General features: G+C 71.2%; 20 protein-coding genes and 1 other RNA gene. 14 read left to right on the plus strand and 7 right to left on the minus strand.

Features of this window, described 5'->3' with window-relative positions; translation table 11 throughout:
* Positions 1-22: 22 nt before the first annotated feature.
* From ACSHXC_RS23945 to ACSHXC_RS23960, 4 genes are all read right to left on the minus strand, one after another.
* The gene (locus ACSHXC_RS23945; protein ID WP_438293575.1) at positions 23-904 is read right to left on the minus strand and encodes a carbohydrate ABC transporter permease; all 882 of its coding nucleotides are present in this window, start codon (positions 902-904) and stop codon (positions 23-25) included.
* A gap of 132 nt (positions 905-1,036) precedes the next feature.
* Positions 1,037-2,389 (minus strand): carbohydrate ABC transporter permease, encoded by a 1,353-nt coding sequence (locus ACSHXC_RS23950; RefSeq protein ID WP_438293576.1) that lies wholly within the window; start codon positions 2,387-2,389, stop codon positions 1,037-1,039.
* Positions 2,390-2,396: 7 nt separating this feature from the next.
* Positions 2,397-3,794, minus strand: coding sequence for an ABC transporter substrate-binding protein (locus ACSHXC_RS23955; RefSeq protein ID WP_438293577.1), 1,398 nt, complete (start codon positions 3,792-3,794; stop codon positions 2,397-2,399).
* Between the two features lie 231 nt (positions 3,795-4,025).
* On the minus strand, positions 4,026-7,112 hold the full coding sequence (locus tag ACSHXC_RS23960) for an FtsK/SpoIIIE domain-containing protein (protein ID WP_438293578.1): 3,087 nt from the start codon (positions 7,110-7,112) through the stop codon (positions 4,026-4,028).
* Between the two features lie 398 nt (positions 7,113-7,510).
* Between ACSHXC_RS23960 and ACSHXC_RS23965 the strand changes: the two genes are divergently transcribed.
* The 4 genes from ACSHXC_RS23965 to ACSHXC_RS23980 all read left to right on the plus strand — a co-directional run bounded on the left by ACSHXC_RS23965 (position 7,511) and on the right by ACSHXC_RS23980 (position 13,198).
* Positions 7,511-9,214, plus strand: coding sequence for a serine/threonine-protein kinase (locus tag ACSHXC_RS23965; RefSeq protein ID WP_438293579.1), 1,704 nt, complete (start codon positions 7,511-7,513; stop codon positions 9,212-9,214).
* Positions 9,215-9,359: 145 nt separating this feature from the next.
* Positions 9,360-10,604, plus strand: a complete 1,245-nt coding sequence (locus tag ACSHXC_RS23970) for a serine/threonine-protein kinase (protein WP_438293580.1) — start codon at positions 9,360-9,362, stop codon at positions 10,602-10,604.
* A 103-nt stretch (positions 10,605-10,707) separates the two neighbouring features.
* A complete protein-coding gene (prfB, locus tag ACSHXC_RS23975; protein WP_438293581.1) occupies positions 10,708-11,814 on the plus strand; it encodes a peptide chain release factor 2 in 1,107 nt (368 codons plus the stop codon).
* Positions 11,815-12,253: 439 nt separating this feature from the next.
* Positions 12,254-13,198 carry a hypothetical protein gene (locus ACSHXC_RS23980; RefSeq protein WP_438293582.1) on the plus strand — a complete coding sequence of 315 codons (945 nt, stop codon included), beginning with the start codon at positions 12,254-12,256 and terminating at the stop codon, positions 13,196-13,198.
* Between the two features lie 73 nt (positions 13,199-13,271).
* On the opposite strand, the gene ACSHXC_RS23985 is transcribed toward ACSHXC_RS23980, so the two are convergent.
* The gene (locus tag ACSHXC_RS23985; RefSeq protein ID WP_438293583.1) at positions 13,272-13,463 is read right to left on the minus strand and encodes a hypothetical protein; all 192 of its coding nucleotides are present in this window, start codon (positions 13,461-13,463) and stop codon (positions 13,272-13,274) included.
* Between the two features lie 265 nt (positions 13,464-13,728).
* Here ACSHXC_RS23985 and ftsE point away from each other — a divergent pair, with 265 nt between their 5' ends.
* The 5 genes from ftsE to ssrA all read left to right on the plus strand — a co-directional run bounded on the left by ftsE (position 13,729) and on the right by ssrA (position 17,678).
* Positions 13,729-14,418 (plus strand): cell division ATP-binding protein FtsE, encoded by a 690-nt coding sequence (ftsE, locus tag ACSHXC_RS23990; RefSeq protein WP_114036589.1) that lies wholly within the window; start codon positions 13,729-13,731, stop codon positions 14,416-14,418.
* Positions 14,419-14,464: 46 nt separating this feature from the next.
* Entirely contained in the window at positions 14,465-15,382 is a 918-nt protein-coding gene (gene ftsX / locus ACSHXC_RS23995; RefSeq protein ID WP_399492962.1) for a permease-like cell division protein FtsX, read from the plus strand.
* Positions 15,383-15,462: 80 nt separating this feature from the next.
* Positions 15,463-16,659 (plus strand): S41 family peptidase, encoded by a 1,197-nt coding sequence (locus ACSHXC_RS24000; protein ID WP_438293584.1) that lies wholly within the window; start codon positions 15,463-15,465, stop codon positions 16,657-16,659.
* Between the two features lie 34 nt (positions 16,660-16,693).
* The gene (gene smpB, locus ACSHXC_RS24005) at positions 16,694-17,206 is read left to right on the plus strand and encodes an SsrA-binding protein SmpB (protein WP_053727225.1); all 513 of its coding nucleotides are present in this window, start codon (positions 16,694-16,696) and stop codon (positions 17,204-17,206) included.
* A gap of 102 nt (positions 17,207-17,308) precedes the next feature.
* Positions 17,309-17,678, plus strand: a transfer-messenger RNA (tmRNA) gene (gene ssrA, locus ACSHXC_RS24010).
* A 63-nt stretch (positions 17,679-17,741) separates the two neighbouring features.
* On the opposite strand, the gene ACSHXC_RS24015 is transcribed toward ssrA, so the two are convergent.
* Complete coding sequence (locus ACSHXC_RS24015; RefSeq protein WP_438293585.1) at positions 17,742-18,161, minus strand: hypothetical protein; 420 nt, start codon at positions 18,159-18,161, stop codon at positions 17,742-17,744.
* A 54-nt stretch (positions 18,162-18,215) separates the two neighbouring features.
* On the minus strand, positions 18,216-19,442 hold the full coding sequence (locus ACSHXC_RS24020; RefSeq protein WP_438293586.1) for an MFS transporter: 1,227 nt from the start codon (positions 19,440-19,442) through the stop codon (positions 18,216-18,218).
* A gap of 103 nt (positions 19,443-19,545) precedes the next feature.
* On the opposite strand from ACSHXC_RS24020, the gene ACSHXC_RS24025 reads away from it, so the two are divergent.
* The 5 genes from ACSHXC_RS24025 to ACSHXC_RS24045 all read left to right on the plus strand — a co-directional run bounded on the left by ACSHXC_RS24025 (position 19,546) and on the right by ACSHXC_RS24045 (position 26,368).
* Complete coding sequence (locus ACSHXC_RS24025; protein ID WP_438293587.1) at positions 19,546-20,556, plus strand: LysR family transcriptional regulator; 1,011 nt, start codon at positions 19,546-19,548, stop codon at positions 20,554-20,556.
* A 155-nt stretch (positions 20,557-20,711) separates the two neighbouring features.
* A complete protein-coding gene (locus tag ACSHXC_RS24030) occupies positions 20,712-21,470 on the plus strand; it encodes a hypothetical protein (protein WP_438293588.1) in 759 nt (252 codons plus the stop codon).
* A gap of 160 nt (positions 21,471-21,630) precedes the next feature.
* A complete protein-coding gene (locus ACSHXC_RS24035; protein WP_438296783.1) occupies positions 21,631-23,733 on the plus strand; it encodes a bifunctional polysaccharide deacetylase/glycosyltransferase family 2 protein in 2,103 nt (700 codons plus the stop codon).
* Complete coding sequence (locus ACSHXC_RS24040) at positions 23,730-24,887, plus strand: acyltransferase family protein (RefSeq protein WP_438293589.1); 1,158 nt, start codon at positions 23,730-23,732, stop codon at positions 24,885-24,887. The genes ACSHXC_RS24035 and ACSHXC_RS24040 overlap by 4 nt, the downstream gene beginning before the upstream one ends.
* Before the next feature lie 143 nt (positions 24,888-25,030).
* Positions 25,031-26,368: a nitrate/nitrite transporter gene (locus tag ACSHXC_RS24045; RefSeq protein ID WP_438296785.1), complete on the plus strand. Its 1,338-nt coding sequence runs from the start codon at positions 25,031-25,033 to the stop codon at positions 26,366-26,368.
* Positions 26,369-26,440 lie beyond the last annotated feature (72 nt).

Raw genomic sequence — 26,440 nt, forward strand, 5'->3', positions numbered from 1 at the left:
ATCAACTCCGTTGCACGTGCGGTCACTTGACCGCACCGGCCATCACCCCCGACACGAACTGCCGCTGGAAGGCGAAGAAGACGGCGAGCGGGATGACCATCGAGACGAAGGCTCCCGGGGCGAGCACGTCGATGTTGTTGCCGAACTGGCGGACCTGCTGCTGCAGGGCCACCGTGATCGGCGGGTGCTTGGAGTCGGCGAAGATCAGCGCGACCAGCATGTCGTTCCAGACCCACAGGAACTGGAAGATGCCGAGCGAAGCGATCGCCGGGCCGCCGAGCGGCATCACGACGCGGGTGAACAGCCGGATCTCGCCCGCGCCGTCGAGGCGGGCCGCCTCAAGCAGCTCCCTCGGGATCTCCGCGAAGAAGTTGCGGAGCAGGAAGATCGCGAAGGGCAGACCGAAGGCGACATGGAAGATGATCACGCCGATCGTCGTCTCGAAGATCCCGATCTGCCCGAAGAGCTTGGCGACCGGTACGAGGGCGACCTGCACCGGCACCACCAGCAGGCTCACCACCACCATGAACCACCAGTCGCGGCCCGGGAAGTCCATCCAGGCGAACGCGTAACCGGCGAGCGAGCCGATGACGACGACCAGGACGGTGGCCGGGACGGTGATCGCGACCGTGGAGAGCAGGGAGTTGGTGATCGTGCTGTTGTCCAGCAGGTTCGCGTAGTTGTGGAAGGTGAGCTGGGACGGGTCGGTGAACGTCTTCCACCAGCCCGTCGAGGCGATGTCGGAGGGGCTGCGCACCGAGGAGAGCAGCAGTCCGACGGTCGGCATCAGCCAGAAGAGCCCGACCAGGACGAGGAACACGCGCAGCACGCCGCCGCCCGTACGCGACACGATGCGCGCGGGCAGCGGCTGCCGGGCCTTGACGATCCCTTCGACAGCGGTCATCGCCTGGCCTCCTCGCGCACACACCGGGTAGTCATCGCCTGGCCTCCCTGCGCATGCGCCGGATGTTGCTGTGCTGTCCCGGGGGGCGACCCCCGGACCCCCGGCAAGGGGCGATCGCGGCGCGGCCCGTGGTCATCGCTTGGCCTCCCTGCGCATGCGCCGGATGTTGAACAGCATCACCGGGATCACGAGGAGCAGCAGCAGGACCGCGATCGCGCTGCCTATGCCCAGGTCCGCCTCGGTGCCGAAGGAGGAGCGGTAGAGCTGGAGAGCCAGGACGTTCGCGTCGGCCTGGCTGGAGCCGGGCGCGATGATGAAGACCAGGTCGAAGATCTTCAGGACATTGATCATCAGCGTGACCAGGACGACCGCGAGCACCGGCGCGAGCAGCGGCACGGTCACCCGGCGGAACACCTGCCACTCGTTCGCGCCGTCCACGCGGGCCGCTTCCAGGAGTTCGCGCGGCAGCCCGGCGAGCCCCGCCGCGATGAGCACCATCGCGAACCCGGCCCACATCCAGATGTACGAGCCGATGATGGCCGGGGTGACCAGCGTCGGGCCGAGCCATTCGACGCCGTTGTACGGCTCGTGGAAGTTGCTTTCGGGGAGCCGGAGTTGGGACCCGTCGGCCGAGGCGGGCAGGGTGAACGTACCGTCCGCGCCGGCGGTTGCCGAGGCGACGACCTTGCCGTCCTTGACGGCCTCGACCTTGATGCCCTTGAGGCCGAGCTCCTTGGCGTCGATGACGCCCGGACGGCCGCCGCCGCCCTTGGTGAAGTCGAGCCAGACCGTGCCGGTGACCTTGCCCGGGTCGGTCTTGGCGGCCTTCGCGGTCCCGGCCGACGTCGGCATCTTGTCGGCGGCGACCCCGACGAGGGGCAGCAGGGCGGGCTGGCCGACGTGCACCGCGTCCCGGGTGATGAAGGTCCCGCCGCCCCCGTCCTTCAGCGGCGCGCTGGGCAGCGGATGCGCCTTGGGATAGCCGGCCGACTCGGCGAACGTGTCGTGCACGCCCACCACCACGGCGTTGGCGACCCCGCGCGCCGGGTCCTGCTCGTACACCAGCCGGAAGATGATGCCCGCGGCGAGCATCGAGATCGCCATCGGCATGAACACGATGAGCTTGAACGCCGTTCCCCAGCGCACCCGTTCGGTCAGTACGGCGAAGATCAAGCCGAGGGCGGTGGCGATCGTAGGGGCGCAGACGACCCAGACCGCGTTGTTCTTCACCGCGGTGCGGATGGTGTGGTCGGTGAACAGCGTCTTGTAGTTGTCGATTCCGGCGAACGAATGACCGGACTGATCGAAGAACGATCGATAGATCGAGAATCCGATCGGGTAGACCACGAGCGCACCGAGCAGCACGAGCGCGGGCAGCAGGAAGGCCGCCGCGATCCACTTGCGGGTACCGGTGACGCTCTTGACGGTCCTGGGCGCGGGCGGTGTGGCGGGAGGCGGCGCGCCCCCCGCCGTGGCGGTCGTCATCGCCGGATCAGCTCTTGAACGCCGCGGCCGCGTCGGCCTCCAGCTTGGACTGGGTGCCCGCGATGTCGGACGGGTTCTTCAGGAAGTCCTGGAGATCCTTCCACTCGCCCTTGCCGGGGGTGCCGCCGAAGGACTGCGGAGCCTGGTCCGACATGTCGAAGCGCACGTTGTCACCCGCCGCGATCAGCGACTTGGCGATGTCACGCTGTACGTCGTTGGGGTACGCGGCGAAGTCCAGGGACTTGTTCGGCGAGACGAAGCCGCCGGCCTTCGCCCAGATCTGCGCGGCGTCGACGGACGCGAGCCAGGTCAGCAGCGCCTGGGCGCCCTTGGTGTCCTTCAGGGCCACGGCCGCGTCGCCGCCCGTCACGACCGGGGCCTTGTCGCCCACGGCCGGGAACGGGAACGCCTTGGCGTCGGTGCCGATCTTCGCGGAGGTCTGCGCGATGTTGACGGAGGCGAAGTCGCCCTCGAAGACCATGCCCGCCTTGGGCTGGTCGCCACCCGTGAAGGTCTGTGTGACGGAGTTCGGGAACTCGGTCTGGAGCGCCCCGTCGGTGCCGCCCGCGATGAGGTTCGGCTTGCCGAAGAGCTGGGCGAGGGTGGTGAGCGCGTCCTTCACGGACGGATCGGTCCACTTGATCGCGTGCTTGGCCAGCTGGTCGTACTTCTCGGGCCCGGCCTGGGAGAGATAGACGTTCTCGAACCAGTCGGTGAGCGTCCAGCCGTCCGCGCCGCCGATGGACACCGGGGTCACGCCGGAGGCGGAGATGGTGTCGGCGGTGCTGAGGAAGTCCTTCCACGTCGCGGGGACCTTGACGCCCGCGTTCTGGAAGACCTTGGTGTTGTACCAGACCAGGGACTTGTTGGCGGCCTTGAAGTAGACCCCGTACTGGGTGCCGTCGACCGAACCCAGGTCCTGCCACACCTTCGAGTAGTTCGCGGCGAGCTGCGCCTTGGCCTCGGGCCCGGCGGGCTTGGCCCACTTCTTCGCCACGGCCTGCTGGATCGCGCCTACCTGGGGGAGCATCGCCACATCGGGCGGGCTGCCTCCGGCGATCTTCGTACCGAGGAAGTTGACGATGGGGTCCTGGGCGGGCACGAAGGTGACGGTGGCCCCGGTCCGCGCCTCGAACTCCTTCAGCACTGTCACGAAATTGGCCTGTTCGGGCCCCGTCCACACGGCGGCGACCTCGATCTTCTCCCCGTTGAGCTTGGGGAGTTGGAGCCCGCCGCCCGTGGACGCGGAGGTCGAGGCGCCGGCGGACGGCCCGCTCTTCTTCCCGTCGTCGCTGCTGCACGCGGCCGCGCCGAGCGCAAGGCTGCCGATGGCGAGGGCGGTGATGAGGGTGCGACCTGTCGTCGTGGTGCGTGTGGTGGTGCGGCCTGTACGAGTGCTGCGCATGCGTGCCCCGTCTCTCCCGTGCGCGTACGAACCGCCGCGCCCGGTGACGCAGGCGCCGCCGCTCTCGTCCCGTGCGACAGTCCTACGCCGGGTGCGGGGGCGCCGCAATACCGCCTTCGCTGTCCAGTTGATGATCGTGATGGGCTTGTGACGTTGGGTGTTGCGGGATGCCCCAACTGCCTCCCTTTGCAGCCGGGTTGATCCATCGGGGCCGCGCGCGGCAGCCCGCTGTCACGGCAGCGGCGGCACCGAGGGCGCGTTGACCAAGGACGCCGCACGGTCGAGGGCGCTCGCCAACAGGGCCAGGTCGGTGGGCCCGTTGCCGAGCTCGCGGACGGGCCGGCGGGCCGGCGGGTCGCCCATCCGCTCCCACTCCAGGACCACGACGGTGGGCCGCTGCGTCGCGGTGCGCGGTATGCGCCCGGTGACCCGGCCGCCCTGGAACGGCACGGACACCCCGTCCGCCTGATGCAGCCGGCCCCTTCCCGGGGACGGTTCCTCCGGCGAGGGCGATGCGGGCGGCGGGTCGAGGACGACCCGGTGCCGGGCGCCGCGCGCCAGCTCCGTGTCGGCCGTGCGGTCCGGCCGGGCCGAGGCCGCCACGAGGTGCACCCCGAGCCGCTCCCCCTCGCGGGCCACCGACTCCAGGGCCCGTACGACCGAACCCGCGGCGGGCCGCCCGGGGCTGCCGAGCGCGGGCGCCACCAGCGCGTCCAGATCGTCGACCAGGACGACCAGGCGGGGCAGTGCGGGCCCTTCCTCGGTGCGACTGCGGGCCACCGGGCGCAGCCGCAGGGTGCTGCTGCCCGGCGGATCGAGGTCGCCCCGGCTCTCCGCGGCGGGTGCCTGCCGCTGCCCGACGAGCCGTCCGGCGACCTCGCGCTGCGTCTGCCACTCCGCGAAGCCGAGCCCGCCGAGCACCTCGGCCCGGCGCTTCAGCTCGGCGCCGAGCGCCTGCGCGAACTCCCGCATCCGTACGGGGTCGGAGGCGATCAAGTGGGTTGACACATGCGGGAGTTCGGTACAGGGGCGCAGCCCCTCGCCGCGTTCGCCGCCCGCTCCGTCGACCAGGATCAGGGCGAGCCGGTCGGGCCGGGCGCCCGCCGCGAGCGAGGCGGCGACGGCCCGCAGCAGCTCGGTGCGGCCGCTGCCGGGCGGCCCTTCGACCAGCAGGTGGGGGCCGTCGGACGCGAGGTCCACGCCGACCGGGCCGCGCGGCCCGGTGCCGAGCACGACCGCCCCGTCCGGCGCCGACTCCCAACGGGCCATCAGGGACGCCGGGGTGGCCCGGGCGAGCCCCAACTCGTCAAGGAGGCGCGAGGACTGGGGCAGCGAGGAGGCGAGGCGCCCGGCCGAGGCAGCCGTGCCGTCGCCGGTGCGCAACGGGGCGAGAGCGCGGGCGAACCGCTCGGCCCAGGCGCGCGAGACCGCGTCCATCGTGGCCACCGTGCCGTGCCCGGCGGGCCGGCCGCCCGCGATGCGCAGCAGCCGCAGGGCGGTGGCCACATCCCCGCTGAGCAGCGCGACCGCCCCGCATTCGCGGAAGGCGAGCGAGGCCGCGCACGCCGTCTCGTACGTCGCCGCGACGGGGGACGCGGCCGATGCGGGCGGGGCGTCGGCGAGGCACAGCAGATGGATGCCGGCCGCGGCGCCCGCCGCTGCGAGGCGTGCGGTGGTCTCGCGCAGCGGGGCCGAACCCGGGTCGCCGTCCACGACGACCACCGTGAACGGACCCTCGTAGCGGGCGGCGGCCTCGGCCACGGCGCTCCGCTCGGCCGAGGCCCAGCCCGGGCCGAGCGGGCCCGCGTCGAGCCGTCTGACCAGCTCGGACGTGCGTGCCGTGGCCTGGTCGCGGTCGTAGGCGAGGAGCAGCCGGCAGTCCTGCCCGTGCGCCGGGCGGACCTGGGGGAGCCAGCCCAGCCAGTCCCACTCGGCGGTGCGCGCCTGGAGGGGGCGCGACCGGTCCGTACTGATGAGGACGATCTCCAGGGTGGTCGGCGCGTGCAGCGCGGCCAGCTGGGCGATCGCCGAGCGGGCCAGCCCCGTGAGCCGCTCGCGTGGCCCCGCGAGCCCGAGCGAGCCCGCCTCGCGCAGCCCCACCGTGACCGGCACGGCCGCCAGCTCGCCCCGGTCCGCGGTGCCGACCCGGACGGCGAGCGCCTCCGGATGGCCGGGCTCGCGCTCCCACAGCCGGGGGCCGGGGCCGAGCGCGGTCAGGAGCAGTGCGGCCGGGTCGGGCCAGCTCTCGGGCGCGGGCTCGGCCGGGGGCCGCTGCGGCTCGGCGGGCGCCTGCTCGGGCGCCACCTCGCCGCGCCCGCCGGCCAGCCGCCGGGCCCATGCCCCTATCCCGCCGCGCCGCCGGCCGCCGTCGGCCGAATCCGCGCGGGCGTGCTCGGTCTCGTCAGGACCGGGCAGGCCTTCGGGGATCCGGGTGCCGCGCATCGGCGTGCCCTGCCGCCTGCTCGGCGGCGCCGCCTCCCGGTGGTCGTCCCGCCCGTCGTGCCCGTACCCGGACGGCGCCCCCAGCGCGTCGAACCCGCCGCCGTACGCCCCTTCGTGCCCGCCGGACGTACCGAGAGGGGACGGGGACGTGCCGAAGGCGTAGGCCGTGTCGCCCGACGGAGGGCCCAACTGCGGTACGGAATCGGCCTGTTGGGCGGCCGCCGGGCGAGGAATCACCCGAAGGTGTCCATCGCCGTCCGGCGTGGTGGCGAGGGACGGCTCCGCCTCGGGGCCGCCGGGGGAGAGCCGCAGGGCGGACTCGCCGATCCGCAGCAGCGCGCCGGGGGCGAGCCGGACCGGCTGGGCGCCGATCTCGCGGCCGTCGAGGCGGGTGCCGTTCGTGGAGTTCAGGTCGGCGACGCTCACCCGGCCGTCCTCGCCGACCGTCACCTCGCAGTGCTGGCGCGACACGTCCGGATCGTCCAGCGCGACGTCCGACTCCGTGGAGCGGCCGATGGCGATGCGGCCGCCGTGCAGCAGGTGGACGCCGCCCGCGTCGGGCCCCGCCACGACGTGGAGGCGGGCCGGGGCCGGGCCGTCGTGGGCCGGCTCGCCCTCGGCGGGGGAGGCGAGCGAGAGCACCGCGCCGTCCACCAGGGGTGGCTCACCCAGGATGCGGCGCTGGGCGTCGAGCCGCTCGCGGCCCGCGTACAGCACCACGGAAGCGCCCGAGACCTCCGCGCCGGAGGCGGCCGAGGCCAGGCCGGACGCGACGGCCGCGAGTGCCGTCCCCGCCGGGGCGGTGACGAGCACGTCGCAGGCGCGCGCCGCAGCGTGGCCGCTGCGCGGCGCGAGGACGGTCAGCCGGATCTGCATCGCCTCGGCGGTCCCTTCTGCGCGGGGGTGCCAAGAAGGGGGGAGCAGCCCTGTGATTCCCCCCACCCGGCACACAATTCGTGCTGAGGGCATCCTCGCACCTGCCACTGACAACACGCCCGTCGCCCACCTTTAATTGATCTTGATTGGTCGGCTCCGGACACAAATGTGGACGGAAAAGTGGCTGGTTGCGACCGAGTGGGGCATTCCGAAGAGGTGCCGGGCACGGCCGTTCGGCAACCTTCCGTGCGAAGACCGCGTCTTGACTGAGAACCATGAGAAGACGGTGAACAACCTGGTGGCACCGACCGCACGACCCGTCGGCCCGGTCGGGGGCGGCACTAGAGTGGGCCGGAAACCCACACAGCAATGGACGCGAGCAGCAGGGAGCGCATGACGTGCGGCCGGTAGGCAGCAAGTACCTGCTCGAGGAGCCGCTCGGACGCGGCGCCACGGGCACCGTCTGGCGAGCCCGCCAGAGGGAGACCGCGGGCTCCGAGGCGTCCGTGGCGGGCCAGCCGGGCGAGACCGTGGCGATCAAGGTCCTCAAGGAGGAGCTCGCCAACGACGCGGACGTGGTGATGCGCTTCCTGCGCGAACGCTCCGTGCTCCTGCGGCTGCGCCACGACAACATCGTGCGCACCCGCGACCTGGTCGTCGAGGGCGATCTGCTCGCCCTGGTCATGGACCTGATCGACGGGCCGGACCTGCACCGCTACATCCGCGAGAACGGCCCGCTCACCCCGGTCGCCGCGTCCCTGCTCACCGCGCAGATCGCGGACGCGCTCGCCGCGAGCCACGCCGACGGCGTCGTGCACCGCGACCTGAAGCCCGCCAACGTCCTCCTGGACGAGCGCGACGGCGCTATGCACCCGATGCTCACCGACTTCGGCATCGCGCGCCTGGCCGACTCCCCGGGTCTGACCCGTACGCACGAGTTCGTGGGTACGCCCGCCTATGTCGCGCCGGAGTCCGCCGAGGGCCGCCCGCAGACCTCGGCCGTGGACATCTACGGCGCCGGAATCCTGCTGTACGAGCTGGTCACAGGCCGTCCGCCGTTCGCGGGCGGCACCGCGCTCGAAGTCCTGCACCGCCACCTCAGCGAGGAGCCGCGCCGGCCCACCACCGTCCCCGCGCCGCTGTGGACGGTCATCGAGCGCTGCCTCAGCAAGGACCCGGACCGCCGCCCCAGCGCCGAGAACCTGGCGCGCGGGCTGCGCGTCGTCGCCTCCGGCATCGGCGTCCACTCCACCTCGGCCCAGGTCGAGGCGGCCGACGGGGTGGGTGCGCTGCTCGCGCCCGATCCGGCGCCGGCCCCGGTCCCGGAGGCCCCGGGCGCGGCCGACCCGACCCAGGTCCTGCCGAGCAACGCGGCCTCGTACGACCCGGCCGCGCCCACCTCGGTGCTGCCGCAGACGGGCCAGGCCCAGCACGCCGACCCGACCGCCGTCCTGCCGCCGGTGCCGCAGGGCCAGCCGCAGCCGCAGGAGCCGCACCCCTGGCAGTCCCAGCTCCAGGCCGCGCGCGACCGCAACGAGCAGACCCAGGTCGGCTACCTGCCCCCCGAGCAGGACCCGCTGCGCCGCCGCCCGCACCGCCAGCAGCAGCCCCCGCAGGGCTACGGCCAGCAGCCTCCGCAGGGCTACGCCCCGCAGGGCCCGCCGCAGGGCCGCCCGCCGCAGCGTCAGCAGTACGCCCCGCCCCCGCAGCCCTACCAGCAGCAACCGCAGCAGCAGTACCCCGGTGCAGGCACCGGCTCCACCGGAGCGGCTGGCGCCGCGCGCTACCCTGCGCGCCAGCAGTACGCGCCTCCGCAGCCCCCGCCGCAGCAGCCGCAGCAGCCTCAGGCCCCCGCCCGTGAGCCGAGGGAGCCCCGCGAGCCGCGCCGCCGCAGCCCGAACCGGATGCGGATTCCGGGTCTGGGCTGTCTCAAGGGCTGCCTGTTCACGTTCCTGCTGCTCTTCGTCGCGGGCTGGCTGATCTGGGAGCTCACCCCGCTCCAGGACTGGGTCGCCCAGGGCAAGAGCTACTGGCAGGCCATCGGTGACGGGATTTCGACGGTATCCGGCTGGATCAAGAGCATCGGCGACGCCGGAAAGTAGCGGGCAAAGGGCTCTGCCCCGCCGGTCCGGGACGCGACTTCGTGGATTTGTCGACTTCCAGAGGGTGATTTCGGCGCCAGAAGTGAAGGTTGGCGTCCCGGCCGCGTAGCCTCAGCGTGCACAGCCAGCCGCTGAGGGAGCAGTCTTGGCACGGAATATCGGCAGCCGGTACACCGCCCACCAGATCCTGGGCCGCGGCAGCGCCGGCACGGTGTGGCTCGGCGAAGGGCCCGAGGGCCCCGTCGCCATCAAGCTGCTGCGCGAAGACCTCGCCGCCGATCAGGAGCTGGTCGGCCGCTTCGTGCAGGAGCGCACCGCCCTGCTCGGCCTCGACCACCCCAATGTGGTGGGCGTGCGCGACCTGGTGGTGGACGGCAACGACCTCGCTCTGGTCATGGACCTGATCCGGGGCACCGATGTGCGCACCCGCCTGGACCGCGAGCGCCGCCTCGCCCCCGAGGCGGCCGTGGCCATCGCGGCCGACGTCGCCGACGGTCTCGCCGCCGCCCACGCGGCCGGCGTGGTGCACCGGGACGTGAAGCCCGAGAACATCCTCCTGGACATGCAGGGCCCGCTCGGCCCCGGCGGCGCCCACCCCGCCCTCCTCACCGACTTCGGCGTCGCCAAGCTGATCGACACCCCCCGCCGCACCAAGGCGACCAGGATCATCGGCACCCCGGACTACCTGGCACCCGAGATCGTCGAGGGCCTGCCGCCGCGCGCCGCCGTCGACATCTACGCGCTCGCGACGGTCCTGTACGAGCTGCTCGCGGGCTTCACCCCGTTCGGCGGCGGCCACCCCGGCGCCGTGCTGCGCCGCCATGTGACCGAGACGGTCGTCCCGCTCCCGGGCATCCCCGACGAGCTGTGGCAGCTGATCGTCCAGTGCCTGGCCAAGGCCCCGGCATCCCGTCTGCGCGCCTCCGAGCTCTCGGTCCGGCTGCGCGAACTGCTCCCCCTGGTCGCGGGCATGCCCCCGCTCGACGTGGACGAGCCGGACGCCGAAGGCACCGAGGACGAGGAGGCGTACGAGGACCCGTACCCGACCGTCCCCACCACCCCGCGCCGCGGCGCGGTCCCGCTGGTGCCCGGGGCGCAGCACGACTCCGCCAACCGCGACACCCACACCAGCATGCGCGTCCCCGGCCCCGACGAGCTGGCCGGCGGCCCGCTCGGCACCGCCCGCGCGCCCCGCTCCTCGGGCGCCCCGCGGCCCGGCTCGGCCCGCCACCGCGCCGACCAGGTCCGCAAGCGCCGCCTGGTCCTGACGACGGCCGCGGTCGCCCTCGCCGCGGCGGTCGGCGTCGGCGGCTGGCTGGCCCTGAGCGACGACTCCGGCAAGCAGCCGCCGCCCCAGGACACCAAGAACTCGGCGCCCGTCGTGCCCTAGGGGGTGTCCGGCGGGTCGGTCACGGCCCACCGGACACCTCCCAGAACAGGGATGATCAAGCCGCCCGGGGAACGCCGGAGCGCGCAGCCGTTACGCTGGACCCGTGGCAGTCGTCGATGTATCCGAAGAGCTGAAGTCCCTCTCCTCGACCATGGGGTCGATCGAGGCCGTCCTGGACCTCGACACGATGAGGGCAGATATTGCTGCGCTCGAAGAGCAGGCGGCCGCCCCGTCCCTCTGGGACGACCCGGAGGCGGCGCAGAAGATCACCAGCAAGCTTTCGCACCTCCAGGCGGAGCTGCGCAAGACCGAGGCCCTGCGCGGCCGGATCGACGACCTCGGGGTGCTCTTCGAGCTCGCCGAGGAGATGGACGACCCGGACACCCGCGCCGAGGCCGAGGCCGAGCTGGAGTCCGTGCGCAAGGCGCTGGACGAGATGGAGGTCCGTACCCTCCTGTCCGGCGAGTACGACTCCCGCGAGGCGCTGGTCAACATCCGCGCCGAGGCCGGCGGCGTCGACGCCTCCGACTTCGCCGAGCGCCTCCAGCGCATGTACCTGCGCTGGGCCGAGCGCCACGGCTACAAGACCGAGGTGTACGAGACCTCGTACGCGGAAGAGGCCGGCATCAAGTCGACCACCTTCGTCGTCAGCGCGCCCTACGCCTACGGCACGCTCTCCGTGGAGCAGGGCACGCACCGCCTGGTCCGCATCTCGCCCTTCGACAACCAGGGCCGCCGCCAGACGTCCTTCGCCGGCGTCGAGGTGCTGCCGGTCGTCGAGCAGTCCGACCACGTGGAGATCGACGAGTCCGAGCTGCGCATCGACGTGTACCGCGCATCGGGCCCGGGCGGCCAGGGCGTCAACACCACGGACTCCGCGGTCCGCATCACGCACGTCCCGACCGGCATCGTCGTCTCCTGCCAGAACGAGCGCTCGCAGATCCAGAACAAGGCGAGCGCCATGAACGTCCTGCAGGCCAAGCTCCTGGAGCGCCGCCGCCAGGAGGAGCAGGCGCTGATGGACTCGCTGAAGGGCGACGGCGGCAACTCCTGGGGCAACCAGATGCGTTCGTACGTGCTGCACCCGTACCAGATGGTCAAGGACCTCCGCACCGAGTTCGAGGTCGGCAACCCGCAGGCGGTCCTCGACGGCGAGATCGACGGCTTCCTCGAAGCGGGCATCCGCTGGCGCAAGCAGCAGGAGAAGTAAGTCTGTTGCGCGCCTGCCTTTGAGCGCACCAAGACGCCGGGTCCCGAAAAGGGGACCCGGCGTTTTCTGTTGTGGTGGTTGGGTGTACCCGAGGTGGCGGTTCCGTATCGGGGCGGGGCGAGAACATGTCCCGCGGCCGAATTCGCTGGCGCAAGCGGGAATTGAGCGACTCGCCGCTTTGTCGACATCCGAACTCCCCTGCGGAAGGCTTCAGTTCCGGCCTTCTGTCACAGTCGTATTCCCGTACGCCCGGCAAGTAGGGCGATTTCGGGCATTGCGTGCGCAACGACCTTGACGTCATCTTTAAAACTGGCAAAGCTAACGCGCGGCATGCGTATTTCTGGGGCGTGTGTGACAGGGGAGGGGCCCAATCGCTCCCCCGGCGTTGCCGCCCCGGGCGCTGCTCCACGACGAGACAGCTACTGGGGGTAGCAGGCAGATGACCAAGAACACGCGGGTCCGCGTCGCGCGGATAGCAGCCGGTGCGGTGATTGCCGCCGGCGCGTCCCTGACCGCCGCGGGGGCGGCCCAGGCCGTCGGCTTCGACTCCAACGACAGCAAGGCCAAGACCACCTTCGACGAGCCCTGCATCCCGGGCACGCCGCTGTGTGACACCACGGGCGGCCAGACGACCGGTTCGACCACCTCTTCGGGTACGACCGGTTCGACCACCTCCGAGGGCACCACCGGTTCCACGACCTCCGGCACCTCCGGTACCTCGGGCAGCACCGGCTCGACCACCTCTTCGGGTACGACCGGTTCGACCACCTCCGAGGGCACCACGGGCTCGACCACGTCCGGCACTTCGGGCACCACGGGCTCGACGACCTCGGGCACCTCCGGCACCACGGGGTCCACCACGTCCGGTACTTCGGGCACCTCGGGCTCCACCGGTTCCACGACCTCCGGCACCTCCGGTACCTCGGGCAGCACCGGTTCGACCGGCTCCACCGGTTCGACGGGCTCCACGGGCAGCACCGGTTCCACGGGCTCGACCGGTTCGACGGGTTCGACCGGCAGCACGGGCTCCACCGGCTCGACGGGTTCGACCGGTTCCACGGGCAGCACCGGCTCCACGGGCAGCACCGGCTCCACGGGCAGCACCGGTTCGACCGGCTCCACCGGTTCGACGGGTTCCACCGGCAGCACCGGTTCCACGGGTTCGACCGGTTCCACCGGCGCCACGGGCTCCACCGGCAACACCGGCACCAACCCCGACACCGTCGGGTCCCAGCCGGTCGAGCAGGGCAAGCAGAAGGAGGAGCTCGCCGCCACCGGTTCGGGCGGGACCACCTTCCTGCTGATCGGCGCCGCGACCATGATCGCGGGCGGCATCGGCTTCCGCTTCATGCCGCGCCTCGCGGGCGGCCGTAACGTTGCGTAAGCAGTAGCTGACACACAAGAGGGCCCCGGGTGCGTTCTGCACCCGGGGCCCTCTTCGCGTACGGACCGACGGATCAGACGGTCTGGTGGGCCAGCAGGGCGAAGGCCCCTATCAGGACGATCAGGAGAGTCAGCAGCGCCGCTGGGCTCAGGGCTCCCCACTGGCTCTCCTGCTGCAGGCGCTCCCGGTTCGCCCGGCAGACACGGCAGCGGCCCTCGCTCACGGGCGCCGCGCAGTTGGCGCACACCAATCGGTCATAGGTCATGCGCTCTCCTCCTCCCGCGCGGCGGAGCCGGCGCATACAGCTGTCAACCCGCTATCTCTCCGCTCAACGCTCAGGGAAACGCAACCGTTCCCCCTACCACTGTGCCAGCTCCCGCGCGTTTCGGCGCGCCCCGCCTGATTCATCCCGGTCCCAGCCCCGTAACCCAAGGGACATAAGGTGCATCCCCGGACGTGGCCTGCGCGGGCTCGTCCCGTTCGCGTAAGGTCACGCACACCTATACTCCCGGCCGACCCGTGGTGCACCCGTGATCCGATTCGACAATGTCTCCAAGACCTATCCCAAGCAGAACCGACCAGCCCTGCGGGAAGTCTCCCTCGACATCGAGAAGGGGGAGTTCGTCTTCCTTGTCGGCTCGTCCGGTTCCGGGAAGTCGACCTTTCTGAGACTGATCCTGCGGGAAGAGCGCGCCAGCCATGGGCAGGTGCACGTACTCGGCAAGGACCTGGCCCGGCTCTCCAACTGGAAGGTGCCGCACATGCGGCGCCAACTGGGCACCGTCTTCCAGGACTTCCGGCTGCTCCCCAACAAGACCGTCGCCGAGAACGTCGCGTTCGCCCAGGAGGTCATCGGAAAGCCGCGCGGCGAGATCCGCAAGGCCGTGCCGCAGGTGCTCGACCTCGTCGGGCTCGGCGGCAAGGAGGACCGCAGGCCCGGTGAGCTCTCCGGTGGTGAGCAGCAGCGCGTGGCCATCGCCCGCGCCTTCGTCAACCGGCCCATGCTGCTCATCGCGGACGAGCCGACCGGCAACCTCGACCCGCAGACCTCCGTCGGCATCATGAAGCTGCTCGACCGGATCAACCGGACCGGCACCACCGTCGTCATGGCGACCCACGACCAGAACATCGTCGACCAGATGCGCAAGCGCGTCATCGAGCTGGAGTCCGGCCGTCTCGTACGAGACCAGGCGCGCGGCGTCTACGGCTACCAGCACTGAGCGCCGTAGAGCACTCGTCGAGCACTGAAAGGCTGAAATCGTCGCCATGCGCGCTCAGTTCGTTCTCTCGGAGATCGGGGTCGGTCTCCGCCGCAACCTGACCATGACGATCGCGGTCGTCGTCTCCGTCGCCCTCTCGCTGGCCCTGTTCGGCGGCTCGCTGCTGATGCGGGACCAGGTCAACAACATGAAGGGCTACTGGTACGACAAGGTCAACGTCTCGATCTTCCTCTGCAACAAGGCGGACGCCGAGAGCGTCGCCAAGTGCGCCAAGGGTGCGGTGACCGCCCAGCAGAAGAAGGACATCGAGGCCGACCTCAAGAAACTGGACGTCGTCCAGACGGTGTCGTACGAGTCTGCCGACGAGGCGTTCAAGCACTACAAGGAGCAGTTCGGCAGCTCCCCGATGGCCGGTTCGATCACGCCGGACCAGATGCAGGAGTCGTTCCGGGTGAAGCTCAAGGACCCGGAGAAGTTCGCCGTGGTCGCCACCGCCTTCGCGGGCCGCGACGGCGTCCAGTCCGTCCAGGACCAGAAGGGCATCCTGGAGAACCTGTTCGGGCTGCTCAACGGCATGAACATGGCGGCGATCCTCGTCATGTGCGTGATGCTGATCGTCGCGCTGATGCTGATCGTGAACACCGTGCGCGTCTCGGCCTTCAGCAGGCGCCGCGAAACCGGGATCATGCGCCTGGTGGGCGCCTCCAGCTTCTACATCCAGGCGCCGTTCATCATGGAGGCCGCCTTCGCCGGGCTGATGGGCGGCGTGGCCGCCGCGGGCTTCCTGGTCGTCGGCCGCTACTTCATGATCGACCACGGGCTCGACCTGGCGCACAAGCTGAACCTCATCAACTTCATCGGCTGGGACGCGGTGTTGGCCAAGCTGCCGCTCGTGCTCGCGGCAAGCGTCCTGATGCCCGCGCTCGCGGCCTTCTTCGCCCTGCGCAAGTACCTCAAGGTCTGACCGCGCATGTGACACGCGCCCCGGGCGCCGTAGGAGCAACACCCCCTACGGCGCCCGACGTGTGTCCTAGACTCGGCGCCATGTCGGGCCCGGAGTTCTGTCCCAGGCCCCGCGGCGTGCGCCGCGGGGCGGCTCTGGCATTGGTCTTCGCGAGCGTCCTGGTGACGGCGGCAGCCACCAACTGCCTTCCGCGCGCAGAGCAGAAGCCCGCCTCGTTGGCGGCCGGGACCGCGGCGGCCGCTCTCGACCCGCGCAAGGGGCACACCGCCCGCGGCGGCGACCGCACCGCCGAGGACGTGACGCGCGCGGCCGCCGAGGCGCAGGCCGACGGCAAGTCCGCCACCCGCGCCGCCGAGGAGGCCGTGGGCCGCAGCGGGGACCACTGGGGCGCGGTGTACGACAAGGACGAGTACGAGCAGTACACGGACGCCCTCGACGGCCGCTACACCGGCGTCGGCCTCTGGGTCGCCCGCACTGCCGACGGCCGCACCCAGGTGACCCGGGTCCAGTCCGGCGCCCCCGCCGCCCGCGCCGGCATCGAGGCCGGCGACTTCCTGCGCAGCATCGACCACTGGTCCGCCGACGGCCGGCCCGTCACCGAGGCCGTCTCCCGCCTCAGGGGCGACGCGGCCGGCAGCAAGGTCGTCGTCGGCCTCCAGCGCGGCTCCCGCAGCTGGCAGCAGACGCTCGACCGGGCGGTCCTCGACACCGAGGACGTGGCCGTCGAAGAGCTCTCCGCCGAGGTCGTGATGATCAAGGTCGCGGCCTTCACCAAGGGCTCCGGCGAGCGGGTGCGCGCCGCCGTGCGCCAGGCCCCCGAGGACGCCGGGCTCCTGCTGGACCTGCGCGGCAACAGCGGCGGCCTGGTCGGCGAGGCCGTCACCGCCGCCTCGGCCTTCCTCGACGGCGGCCTGGTGGCCACGTACGACGTGCACGGCAAGCAGCAGGCGCTGTACGCGGCCGACGGCGGGGACGGCGCGAGACCCCTGGTCGTGCTGATCGACGGCGGCACCATGAGCGCGGCGGAACTCCTCACCGGCGCGCTCCAGGACCGCGGCCGCGCGGTCACCGTCGGCTCGCGCACCTTCGGCAAGGGGTCGGTCCAGATGCCCACCGGCCTCGCGGGCGGCTCGGTCGCCGAGCTGACCGTCGGCCACTACCGCACCCCCTCGGGCCGCGGCCTCGACGGCAAGGGCATCACCCCCGACCTTCCCGTCACCGACCACCCCCTCGAACACGCGAAGACCGTCCTGAGCGGTCTGGGCGGCACGTCTTAAACCTGTTGCGCCGGGGTGCGAAAATGGCCGCACTATGGCTAAGAACACGGGCAAGGACAAAGAGAAGGACAGCAAGCGCAAGCTGGTCGCGCAGAACAAGAAGGCACGGCACGACTACCTCATCATCGACACCTACGAGTGCGGTCTCGTGCTCACCGGTACCGAGGTGAAGTCGCTGCGCCAGGGCCGCGCCTCGCTGGTCGACGGCTTCGTCCAGATCGACGGCGGCGAGGCCTGGCTGCACAACGTGCACGTGCCGGAGTACGCGCAGGGAACCTGGACCAACCACAGCGCGCGGCGGAAGCGGAAGCTGCTGCTTCACCGGGTCGAGATCGACAAGCTGGAGTCGAAGTCGGGGGAGTCGGGCCACACGATCGTGCCCCTCGCCCTGTACTTCAAGGACGGCCGGGCCAAGATCGAGATCGCGCTGGCCAAGGGCAAGAAGGAGTACGACAAGCGGCAGACGCTGCGCGAGAAGCAGGACCGGCGCGAGACGGACCGGGCCATCTCGGCGGTCAAGCGCAAGGAGCGGGCGAGCCTGCGCTAGGCAGGCAGCGGCCCGCGCGAAATAGGCTGGCACCCTCGGGCGTCGGTCACGTACGATGGGTCGTGCACCTCACAGCGGGTGCGCGTTTTGAAAACACCACATGGGGATGATCGGTTTCGACAGCGGATGTCGAAGCAGGGGAAGCGTGTCGAGGAAGCGGCAATGATCTCGTAAACCATATGTCGCAAACAATAATCGCCAACACCAAGCGCGATTCCTTCGCCCTCGCTGCCTAAGTAGCGACTTGCGAAGTGTCAGCCCGGGGCTGTTCCCGACCCGGATCCTGGCATCAGCTAGGGAACTAAACTTCTAGACCCGGTCACGGGGTCTGGAAGGAAATCAAACAGTGGCTGGGCCCGTCGGCGACTTGTTCGCGTGATTGCCGGGGCCGAGAAAATCGCAGCGAACTGCACACGGAGAAGCCCTGTTTTTGCACCGTTGGACGCGGGTTCGATTCCCGCCATCTCCACAATTCCCATGTAGGCGAAGGCCCCGCTGTTCCGGCAGTGGGGCCTTTGTCGTGCCCGGGGCCGGGTCAGGCGACCGGCTGGCCGGTCAGCATGCCGAGGAGCTGGTCCATCTCGTTGCGCCACAGGCGGTGGACGTTCATACGGGTCGGCTTCGGCTGCCCCGGCAGCTGGCAGCGGAACGAGCTCCACAGCGTGTTCCGCCGTACGTCACTGATCATCCGCATCGCCTCGGCCGGCGGGATCGCGGTGACGATCTCCTGCGGGCGGTTGTTCCAGCGGCTGGCTCGGTGCAGCAGCATGGCCTGCTGGGTCACGGTGATGAAGTAGTACGACAGGAAGCACTGGCCTATGAGGCCGAGCATGCTCATCAGCCAGACGCTGGGGCCCGCCACCGCCTGGATCATGACGATCGGGCGGTCCTGCGGATTGGCCTGCGCGATCGCCTCGGCGACCTGCTGCTGGATGGTCGACTTCTTCACGGCCATGGGGATGGGCCTTCCTGATGCGTGGTCATGCTCAAGCGGAGGGGGACGTCCCGCTTAGCGGCGGGGCGGTGCAGCGTACCGCCCGGATCCGGCCGCGCTCACCACCAGGGCGACGGCCGCCGCGCAGACCGGGATCAAGTAGCCCATCTCCGCGCCCGCTTGGTCGATGACCTGGCCGCCGATGGCCGAGCCCGCCGCGATGCCGCCCAGGATCGCGGTGACAGCGAGGGCCATGCCCTCGTTCAACTGGCCCTCGGGAGTGAGGCGCTGGACCAGGGTCATACCGGTGACCATGGTGGGCGCGGTGGCGGCGCCCGCGCACAGCAGAGCCGCCGCCAGCGCGAGCAGTGAGCCGCTGGTCCGTGCCGCGAGCAGCGGCAGGCACATCAGTACGGTCATGGCCCCGACACAGCCGACGAGCCGCCGGGGCACGCTGCGGGCCGGGCGGACCGCCCCGTACAGGAGCCCCGCGGCGCACGATCCGGCCGCCTGGAGCGCGAGCACCCCGCCCGCCGCCGAGCTGTGGCCGAGCCCGTCGGTGTAGGCGATGGTGACGACTTCCAGGGAGCCGAATACCGCGCCGGTGGCGAGGAAGACCGCGAGCAGCGGGGCGAACCCCCGTGCCTTCAACGGGGACTTGGCGGCGGGCGCGCGAGGTGCTGCGGGCGGCTCGGTCGTGCGCTGGGCGGCGAAGAGCAGGACGCCCGTCATCAGCAGGACCGCGCCGACGAGCGTGCCGGCCTCGGGGAACAGGGCTGAGCAGAGGGAGGCCGCGGCGACCGGGCCGAGCATGAAGCAGAGCTCGTCGGCGGCCTGCTCGAAGGAGTTGGCGGCGTGCAGAGCGGCTGGGTCGCCGCGGTGCAGGTGGGCCCAGCGGGCGCGGGACATGCCGCCGGTGTTGGGGGTGGTGGCGGTCGCGGCGTACGCGGCGAACAGGGTCCAGTCGGGGGCGCCGAAGTGCACGCACAGGAGCAGGGCCAGCGAGCCGCAGACCGCAACTGCCGTCGCCGGTACGGCAATTCTGGCCTGGCCGTGCCGGTCGACGAGCCGGGCCGTCCACGGGGCGACGAGGGCGGTCGCCGCGAGACCGGTGGCGGTGACGGCGCCCGCGAGGGCGTACGAGCCGCGCGCGCCCGCGATCATGATCACGGCGCTGACGCTGAACATGCCCATGGGGAGCCGGGCGACGAGGTTGCCGAGCGTGAAGGCGCGGGCGCCGGGGGTGCGGAAGAGGCGTATGTACGGGTTCGGGCGGCGGGCGAGCGGGGGCGTTTGCGGCATGACTCGATCTTTGTGCGGGCCGGGTCGTGGGGTCCAACACCTGATCAGGGCCCATTCACGCACTCTTGTTGTCAACGCCTGTGTTGTTGTTGACTTGACCGCCGTGCCCCACGACGTTGACCCGCGCCTCCTCCGCTCGTTCGCCGCCGTTGCCGACGAACTGCACTTCACCCGTGCCGCCGCCAGGCTGTTCGTCGCCCAACAGGCGCTGAGCCGTGATGTCCGGCGCCTGGAACGGGAGTTGGGCGCCGAGCTCTTCGTGCGCACCACCCGGGCCGTCGCGCTCACGGCGGACGGAATGCGGCTGCTGCCGTACGCCCGCAAGGTGCTCGCCGCCCACGACGAACTGCGTACCGCGTGGGCGGGCGGCGGCTCCGCGCGGCCGCTGCTCGTGGACATCTCGGCGCCCGTCGGCACCGGGGCGCGGGTGCTCGCCGAGGCCCGCGAACAGGCTCCCGGCGTCGAGTTCGTGGCCCGGTTCATCAGCGGGCTCACCGGGGCGGCGGCCGAGATCCTGGCCGGGCGGCTCGACGTCTCCTTCGGCCGGGTGGCCGGGCTCGACCCGGCGGTGCTCGCGGGCCTCGGCCACCAGCCGGTGCGCTACGAGCGGATGGCCGTGCTGCTCGACGAGGGGCACCGGCTCGCGGGCCTGGCCGAGGTGCCGTTGGACGCGCTGGCCGGAGAGACGCTGTACGCGGCGGCGGGGAATCCGGCCACCGCCGAGTGGACCGACCTGGCGGAGCGGCTCTTCGCGGGGCGCGGCATCGAGATGGCCGCGCCGTTCCCGGAGATCGCGGGGGAGGAGGAGTTCGTCCGGGTGGTGCGCAAGCAGGGCTGGTCGGTGCTTGCCAGCACCGAGTTCATGGACGTGCCAGGCATGGTCGTACGCCCGCTGACCGGACCCGTACCGCTCGCGCCGGTGTCGCTGGTGTGGCGCAAGGGGCTCGCGCATCCCGGAGTGGACGCCCTGAGGCGGGTCGCCAACGAAGCCTCGGCGGCGCACGGCTGGCTCGAAAAGCCCCCCGGAAGCTGGCTGCCCGAGCCCGACATGTCCCTGATGGTGGCCGATGCCCCGCATGCGGCCCGGCGAAGGCGAACATCGCGCGATACGTGAACACATGTCCACAGCCACGTGCGCTACATTCATCGCCCGGGTGCGGCGGGATAGTGGGGGCGCTCGGAACGGGTGGGGTTTCCCCGTTCCGGATGGTGGTGCCCGGGAGTCGTGCGCGCAACCCGCGAAAAACATTTCAGGGAGTGCGTACGAAAATGGACAGTCGGATAACCGACGGGCCGGGCGGACAGCCCCGGCCCGGCCACCCGGCGGATCAACAACCGCCACGCGACGGCGCGATGCAACTCGGCGTGTTCGCACAGGAGTTGAGCACGCCCACACGGCGTCTGACCAAGCCCGAGCCGCAGGCCGCCAAGCCCGATCCGCGGCTGGCGATGGCCGATCCGCGGGTGGCCGGGGCCGAGCCGCAGGCGACCGTGCCCACGCCGCGGTTCACCAAGCCCGAGCCGCAGGCGGTCAGGCCCGACCCTGAGCCCGTTTCGCGGTCCACGACCCAGAAGGTCCCGATCTTCAAGCCGCTGCGGGCAGCCTCGGCCGAGCAGGCCGTGTTCGTCGACGCCAGCGGAAAGCGCGGCAAGAAGCTGCGCTGGCTCGGCTGGCTCTTCGGGCTCGCCGCCACCGGCTTCGCCGTGGCGCTCGTCGGCTCGCTGCTCGGCGGCAGCGCCCGCGCCCCGGGTCTCAACCTCCCCGACAAGGCCGACGCCGTGACGGCGCCGCCCAAGGCGACCGCCTCGCAGGCCCCGCAGCCGAAGACGTCGCCCTCGAAGAAGGCCGTGGTCCCCGTACACAGCGCCTCCAAGGCGCCCTCGCCCAAGGCCTCCAAGTCCTCGCACAGCGCCACGCCCGTCACGGGGCACAGCCCGGTGAACACCAAGGTCTCCCCGCGTCCCAGCGCCTCGCACAAGCCGGTCGCGCGGGCGGCCTCCCCCTCCGCCGGCAAGACCGGCGCCTGAGCACCGCCGTCCCGGCCCGCCCGCAGTGGCCCGGGATGTCGGCCCTGAGCACCAACCCCGTACGGCGCCCCCAACGTCGTACCGGCCCGAAGGCGTAACGACACCTGCCATGAGAACCACCAAGGCCAAGCCGCGGCCAACGCGGCGCAAGCGGCTGCCCATGCGCTATCTGCTGCCGCTGCTCCTGCTCGTCGCGCTCGTCGCGATGCTGATGCTGCGCGGCTATGTGCACAGCGAGATCCAGGCGGACCACCGCGTACGCGACCCCGCGCCCACCGACAAGGTGCCCGAGAAGATCATCGACGGCGGGCCGGTCATCGACGCGCGCACCCCCGGCAAGCCGGTCAGCCTGCGGATACCGGACCACAAGATCGTCATCACCTTCGACGACGGCCCGGACCCCACCTGGACGCCGAAGGTCCTGGACGAGCTGAAGAAGTACCACGCGCACGCCGTCTTCTTCGTGACCGGAACCAACGCCTCGCGCTACCCGGACCTCATCCAGCGGATGGTCGCCGAGGGCCATGAGGTGGGCCTGCACACCTTCAACCACCCCGACCTGTCCTACCAGTCGAAGTCGCGCATCGACCGGGAGCTGTCCGAGAACCAGCTCGCGCTCGCGGGCGCCGCGGGCGTGCACAGCTCGCTGTTCCGGCCGCCGTACTCCTCGTTCGCCGACGCCATGGACAACGACACCTGGCCGGTCGTCCAGTACGTCGGCAGCCGCGGCTACATCGTGGCACTCGACTCCACCGACAGCGAGGACTGGCAGCGGCCGGGGGTGAACAAGATCATCCACAACGCCACCCCGGAGGACGACAAGGGCGCCATCGTCCTGATGCACGACTTCGGCGGCGACCGCTCGCAGACCGTGGCCGCGCTCGACAAGTTCCTGCCGGACATGCAGGAGTCGGGCTACAGCTTCGTCAACCTCACCACCGCCCTCGGCGCACCGAGCGCGCTGACGCCGGTCAAGGGCATGGACCTGTGGAAGGGCGAGGCCTTCGTCGGCGCCGTCCAGGTCGCCGAGCACACCACCGACTTCCTGGTCGTGGGCCTCGCCATCGTCGGCGTGCTGGTCTTCGCCCGCTTCGGGCTGATGCTGGTCCTCTCCTTCGTGCACGCCCGCAAGGTGCGCAAGAAGGACTTCCAGTGGGGTCCGCCGGTCACCGAACCGGTCTCGGTCCTGGTGCCCGCGTACAACGAACGCGAATGCATCGCCAACACTGTTCGTTCGCTCATGGCGAGCGATCATCCGATCGAAGTGATCGTCATCGACGACGGTTCGAGCGACGGCACCGCGGACATCGTCGAGGCGCTGGGCTATCCCAACGTACGCGTGGTGCGCCAGGCGAACGCCGGCAAGCCCGCCGCCCTCAACAACGGGATCGCGCACGCCCGTTACGAGCTCGTCGTGATGATGGACGGCGACACCGTCTTCGAGCCGTCCACCGTCCGCGAACTGGTCCAGCCCTTCGGCAACCTGCGGGTCGGCGCCGTCGCGGGCAACGCCAAGGTCGGCAACCGCGACTCGCTCATCGGCGCCTGGCAGCACATCGAGTACGTGATGGGCTTCAACCTCGACCGCCGCATGTACGACCTGATGGGCATCATGCCCACCATCCCGGGCGCGGTCGGCGCGTTCCGCCGCCAGGCCCTGGAGCGGGTCGGCGGCATGAGCGAGGACACCCTCGCCGAGGACACCGACATCACCATGGCCATCCACCGCGACGGCTGGAAGGTGGTCTACAGCGAGAACGCCCGCGCCTGGACCGAGGCCCCCGAGTCCGTCCAGCAGCTGTGGTCGCAGCGCTACCGCTGGTCGTACGGCACCATGCAGGCGATCTGGAAGCACCGCGGCGCCATCAAGGACCGCGGTCCCTCCGGCCGCTTCGGCCGCTTCGGCCTGCCGCTGGTCGCCGCGTTCATGGTGCTGGCCCCGCTGCTGGCCCCGCTGATCGACATCTTCCTCCTGTACGGAATCGTCTTCGGCAAGACCGAGCAGACCATCGTGGCCTGGCTCGTCGTGCTGCTGATCCAGGGGATCTGCGCGGCCTACGCCTTCCGGCTCGACAAGGAAAAGCTCACGCACCTGCTCTCGCTGCCCCTCCAGCAGGTCCTGTACCGGCAGTTGATGTATGTCGTGCTGCTCCAGTCCTGGATCACCGCGGTGACCGGCGGCCGGCTGCGCTGGCAGAAGCTGCGCCGCACCGGCGCGGTCGAGGCGCCGGGCAACCCGGCCGAGCGGAAGGCAGCGGGATGACCTCGTACGCGGAAGTTCCGGGAGCGGCGGCCACCCCCGCCGCCCCGGCGCCCCGGGCGCCCGGGCGCGACCGGTACTTCGATTTCCTGCGCGCCCTCGCCCTGTTCCGGGTGGTGCTCTACCACCTGATGGGCTGGGCCTGGCTGCCGCTCGCCTTCCCCTCCATGGGCGTGATGTTCGCGCTCGCCGGAAACCTGATGGCCCGCTCCCTGAAGCGGCCCGCCGTCCAGGTCGTACGGGGCCGCCTGCGCAGGCTGCTCCCGCCGATGTGGCTGCTCGGCGCGGTCGGCATCACCGGCATGCTCGCCCAGGGCTGGGGCCCCGACTCCGACGGACACCCTGCCTGGTGGTGGGGGCACCTGCTGTTCTGGGTGGTCCCGCTCAGCGACCCGCCGTACGGGGCCGGCCTGCCCGGCATCCACCACGTACTGGGCGACAACTGGGGTGCCAACCTGGCCGAACCGCTCTGGTACCTGCGCGCCTACCTGTGGTTCGTGCTGCTCTCGCCGCTGTTCCGGGTGCTGCTTCGGCGACTGCCCTGGCTGACGGTCCTCGCCCCGGTCGCCATCGCCGCGCTCGTGGACTTCGTGGACCTCGGCCTTCCCCAGCGCATCGACTCCGCGCTCACCGACTTCGCCACCTTCGGCGCCTGCTGGATCCTCGGCATGGCCCACCAGGCGGGCGTCACCCGGAAGTTGCCGAACTTCCTGATCCCCTCGCTCGCCCCCATCGTGATGGCCCTTGGCTACTGGTGGGCGGTGCGCGGCGGGTACTCGATCACCGGCAACACCGAGCTCGACTCGATCCCGCTCGCGCAGACCCTGTGGTCGCTCGGCGCGGTGCTCCTGCTGCTCCACATCAGCCCCTCGTGGGAGCAGTGGCCGGCCCCGCTGCGCCGCTGGGACCGCCTGATCACCCTGCTCAACTCGCGGGCCGTGACGGTCTACCTCTGGCACAACCTGTGCATCCTGGTCGCCGCCACCGTCTGGGACGACCTGTGGAGCATCGACGCGCTCGCCGGCGCGGGCAAGTTCCTCAACAGTTCATGGCCGGTACTCGCCGTGACCTGGGTCCTCATCGGCCTGTGCGTGCTGTGCTTCGGCTGGGTCGAGGACGTCGCGGCCAAGCGCCGGCCCCGGCTCTGGCCCGCCTGACGGACCCGGGCGGCGGCGGTCTCACCGCCGCCGCCCGGACCCCGTGAAGACAAGGTTGCACCCCGGTCACCCGGCGGCACGCGGCCGAAACCCTCCCTCCCTATGGTCGCTGTCACGTGAAGTGAACCGACCGTGGAGGCATGATGGCTGGCCGTTGGATCGAGCGGTGGGACCCGGAGGACGACACCTTCTGGCGGGAGACCGGCGAGCGCGTCGCCCGGCGCAACCTGTTCCTGTCCGTGCTCTGCGAACACATCGGGTTCTCCATCTGGAGCCTGTGGTCGGTGATGGTGCTCTTCATGGGCCCCGGCTACGGGGTCGACCCCGCGGGCAAGTTCTTCCTGATCTCGGTGGCGACCCTCGTCGGCGCCCTCGTCCGGATCCCCTACACCTTCGCCGTCGCCCGCTTCGGCGGCCGCAACTGGAGCGTCTTCAGCTGCCTGCTGCTCCTGGTCCCGGCCGTCGCCGCCTGGCTCGCCATGGAACCCGGCACCACCTACACCACGTTCCTCCTGGTCGCGGCCCTCGCCGGGGTCGGCGGGGGCAACTTCGCGTCCTCGATGACCAACATCAACGCCTTCTTCCCGCTGCGCAAGAAGGGCTGGGCACTGGGGCTCAACGCGGGCGGCGGCAACATCGGCGTACCGGTGGTGCAGCTCGTCGGGCTGCTCGTCATCGGGACCGCCGGGGCCACCCACCCGCGCATCGTGCTCGCCGTCTACATCCCGCTGATCGTGATCGCCGGGCTGTGCGCGGCCCTTGGCATGGACAACCTGGCGCCGGTACGCAACGACACGGGCGCCGCCAAAGAGGCGCTGCGCGACGCGCACACCTGGATCATGGCGTTCCTGTACCTCGGCACGTTCGGCTCCTTCATCGGCTACAGCTTCGCCTTCGGCCTCGTACTCCAGACCCAGTTCGGCCGGACCCCGCTCCAGGCCGCCTCGCTCACCTTCATCGGGCCGCTGCTCGGCTCCGTGATCCGGCCCGTCGGCGGCCGTCTCGCCGATGTGTACGGCGGTGCCCGCATCACCCTCGGGAACTTCGCCGCGATGGCCGCCGCCACCGGCGTCGTCCTGTACGCCTCCGTCCAGAAGTCGCTGCCCGTCTTCCTGACCGGGTTCATCGCCCTGTTCGTGCTCAGCGGCCTCGGCAACGGCTCCACGTACAAGATGATCCCCGGCATCTTCCAGGCCAAGGCGCTCGCCCGGGGGCTTTCCGGCGAGGACGCGGCGGCCTACGGGCGGCGGCTCTCGGGGGCCGCCATGGGGTTCGTCGGGGCCATCGGCGCGCTCGGCGGGCTCGCCATCAACCTCGCCTTCCGCCAGTCCTTCCAGACGGTGGGCACCGGCACCGCCGCCTTCGCCGCCTTCCTGGCCTGCTACGCCGCGTGCTTCACGGTGACCTGGGCGGTATACGTCCGCCGGCCTGCCCGGACCGCCGTCTCCGCCGCACCGGCGCCCGCCTACGCCGAGGTGTGATCCTTATTCTGCAGGGGTGACGTAACACCCGGGAAACCACGGTGAACCCCGGGCGTCACGCTCCGTTGGCAG

Origin of the sequence: Streptomyces sp. HUAS TT7 (assembly GCF_051550175.1) — a bacterium.
Classification (GTDB): Bacteria; Actinomycetota; Actinomycetes; order Streptomycetales; family Streptomycetaceae; genus Streptomyces.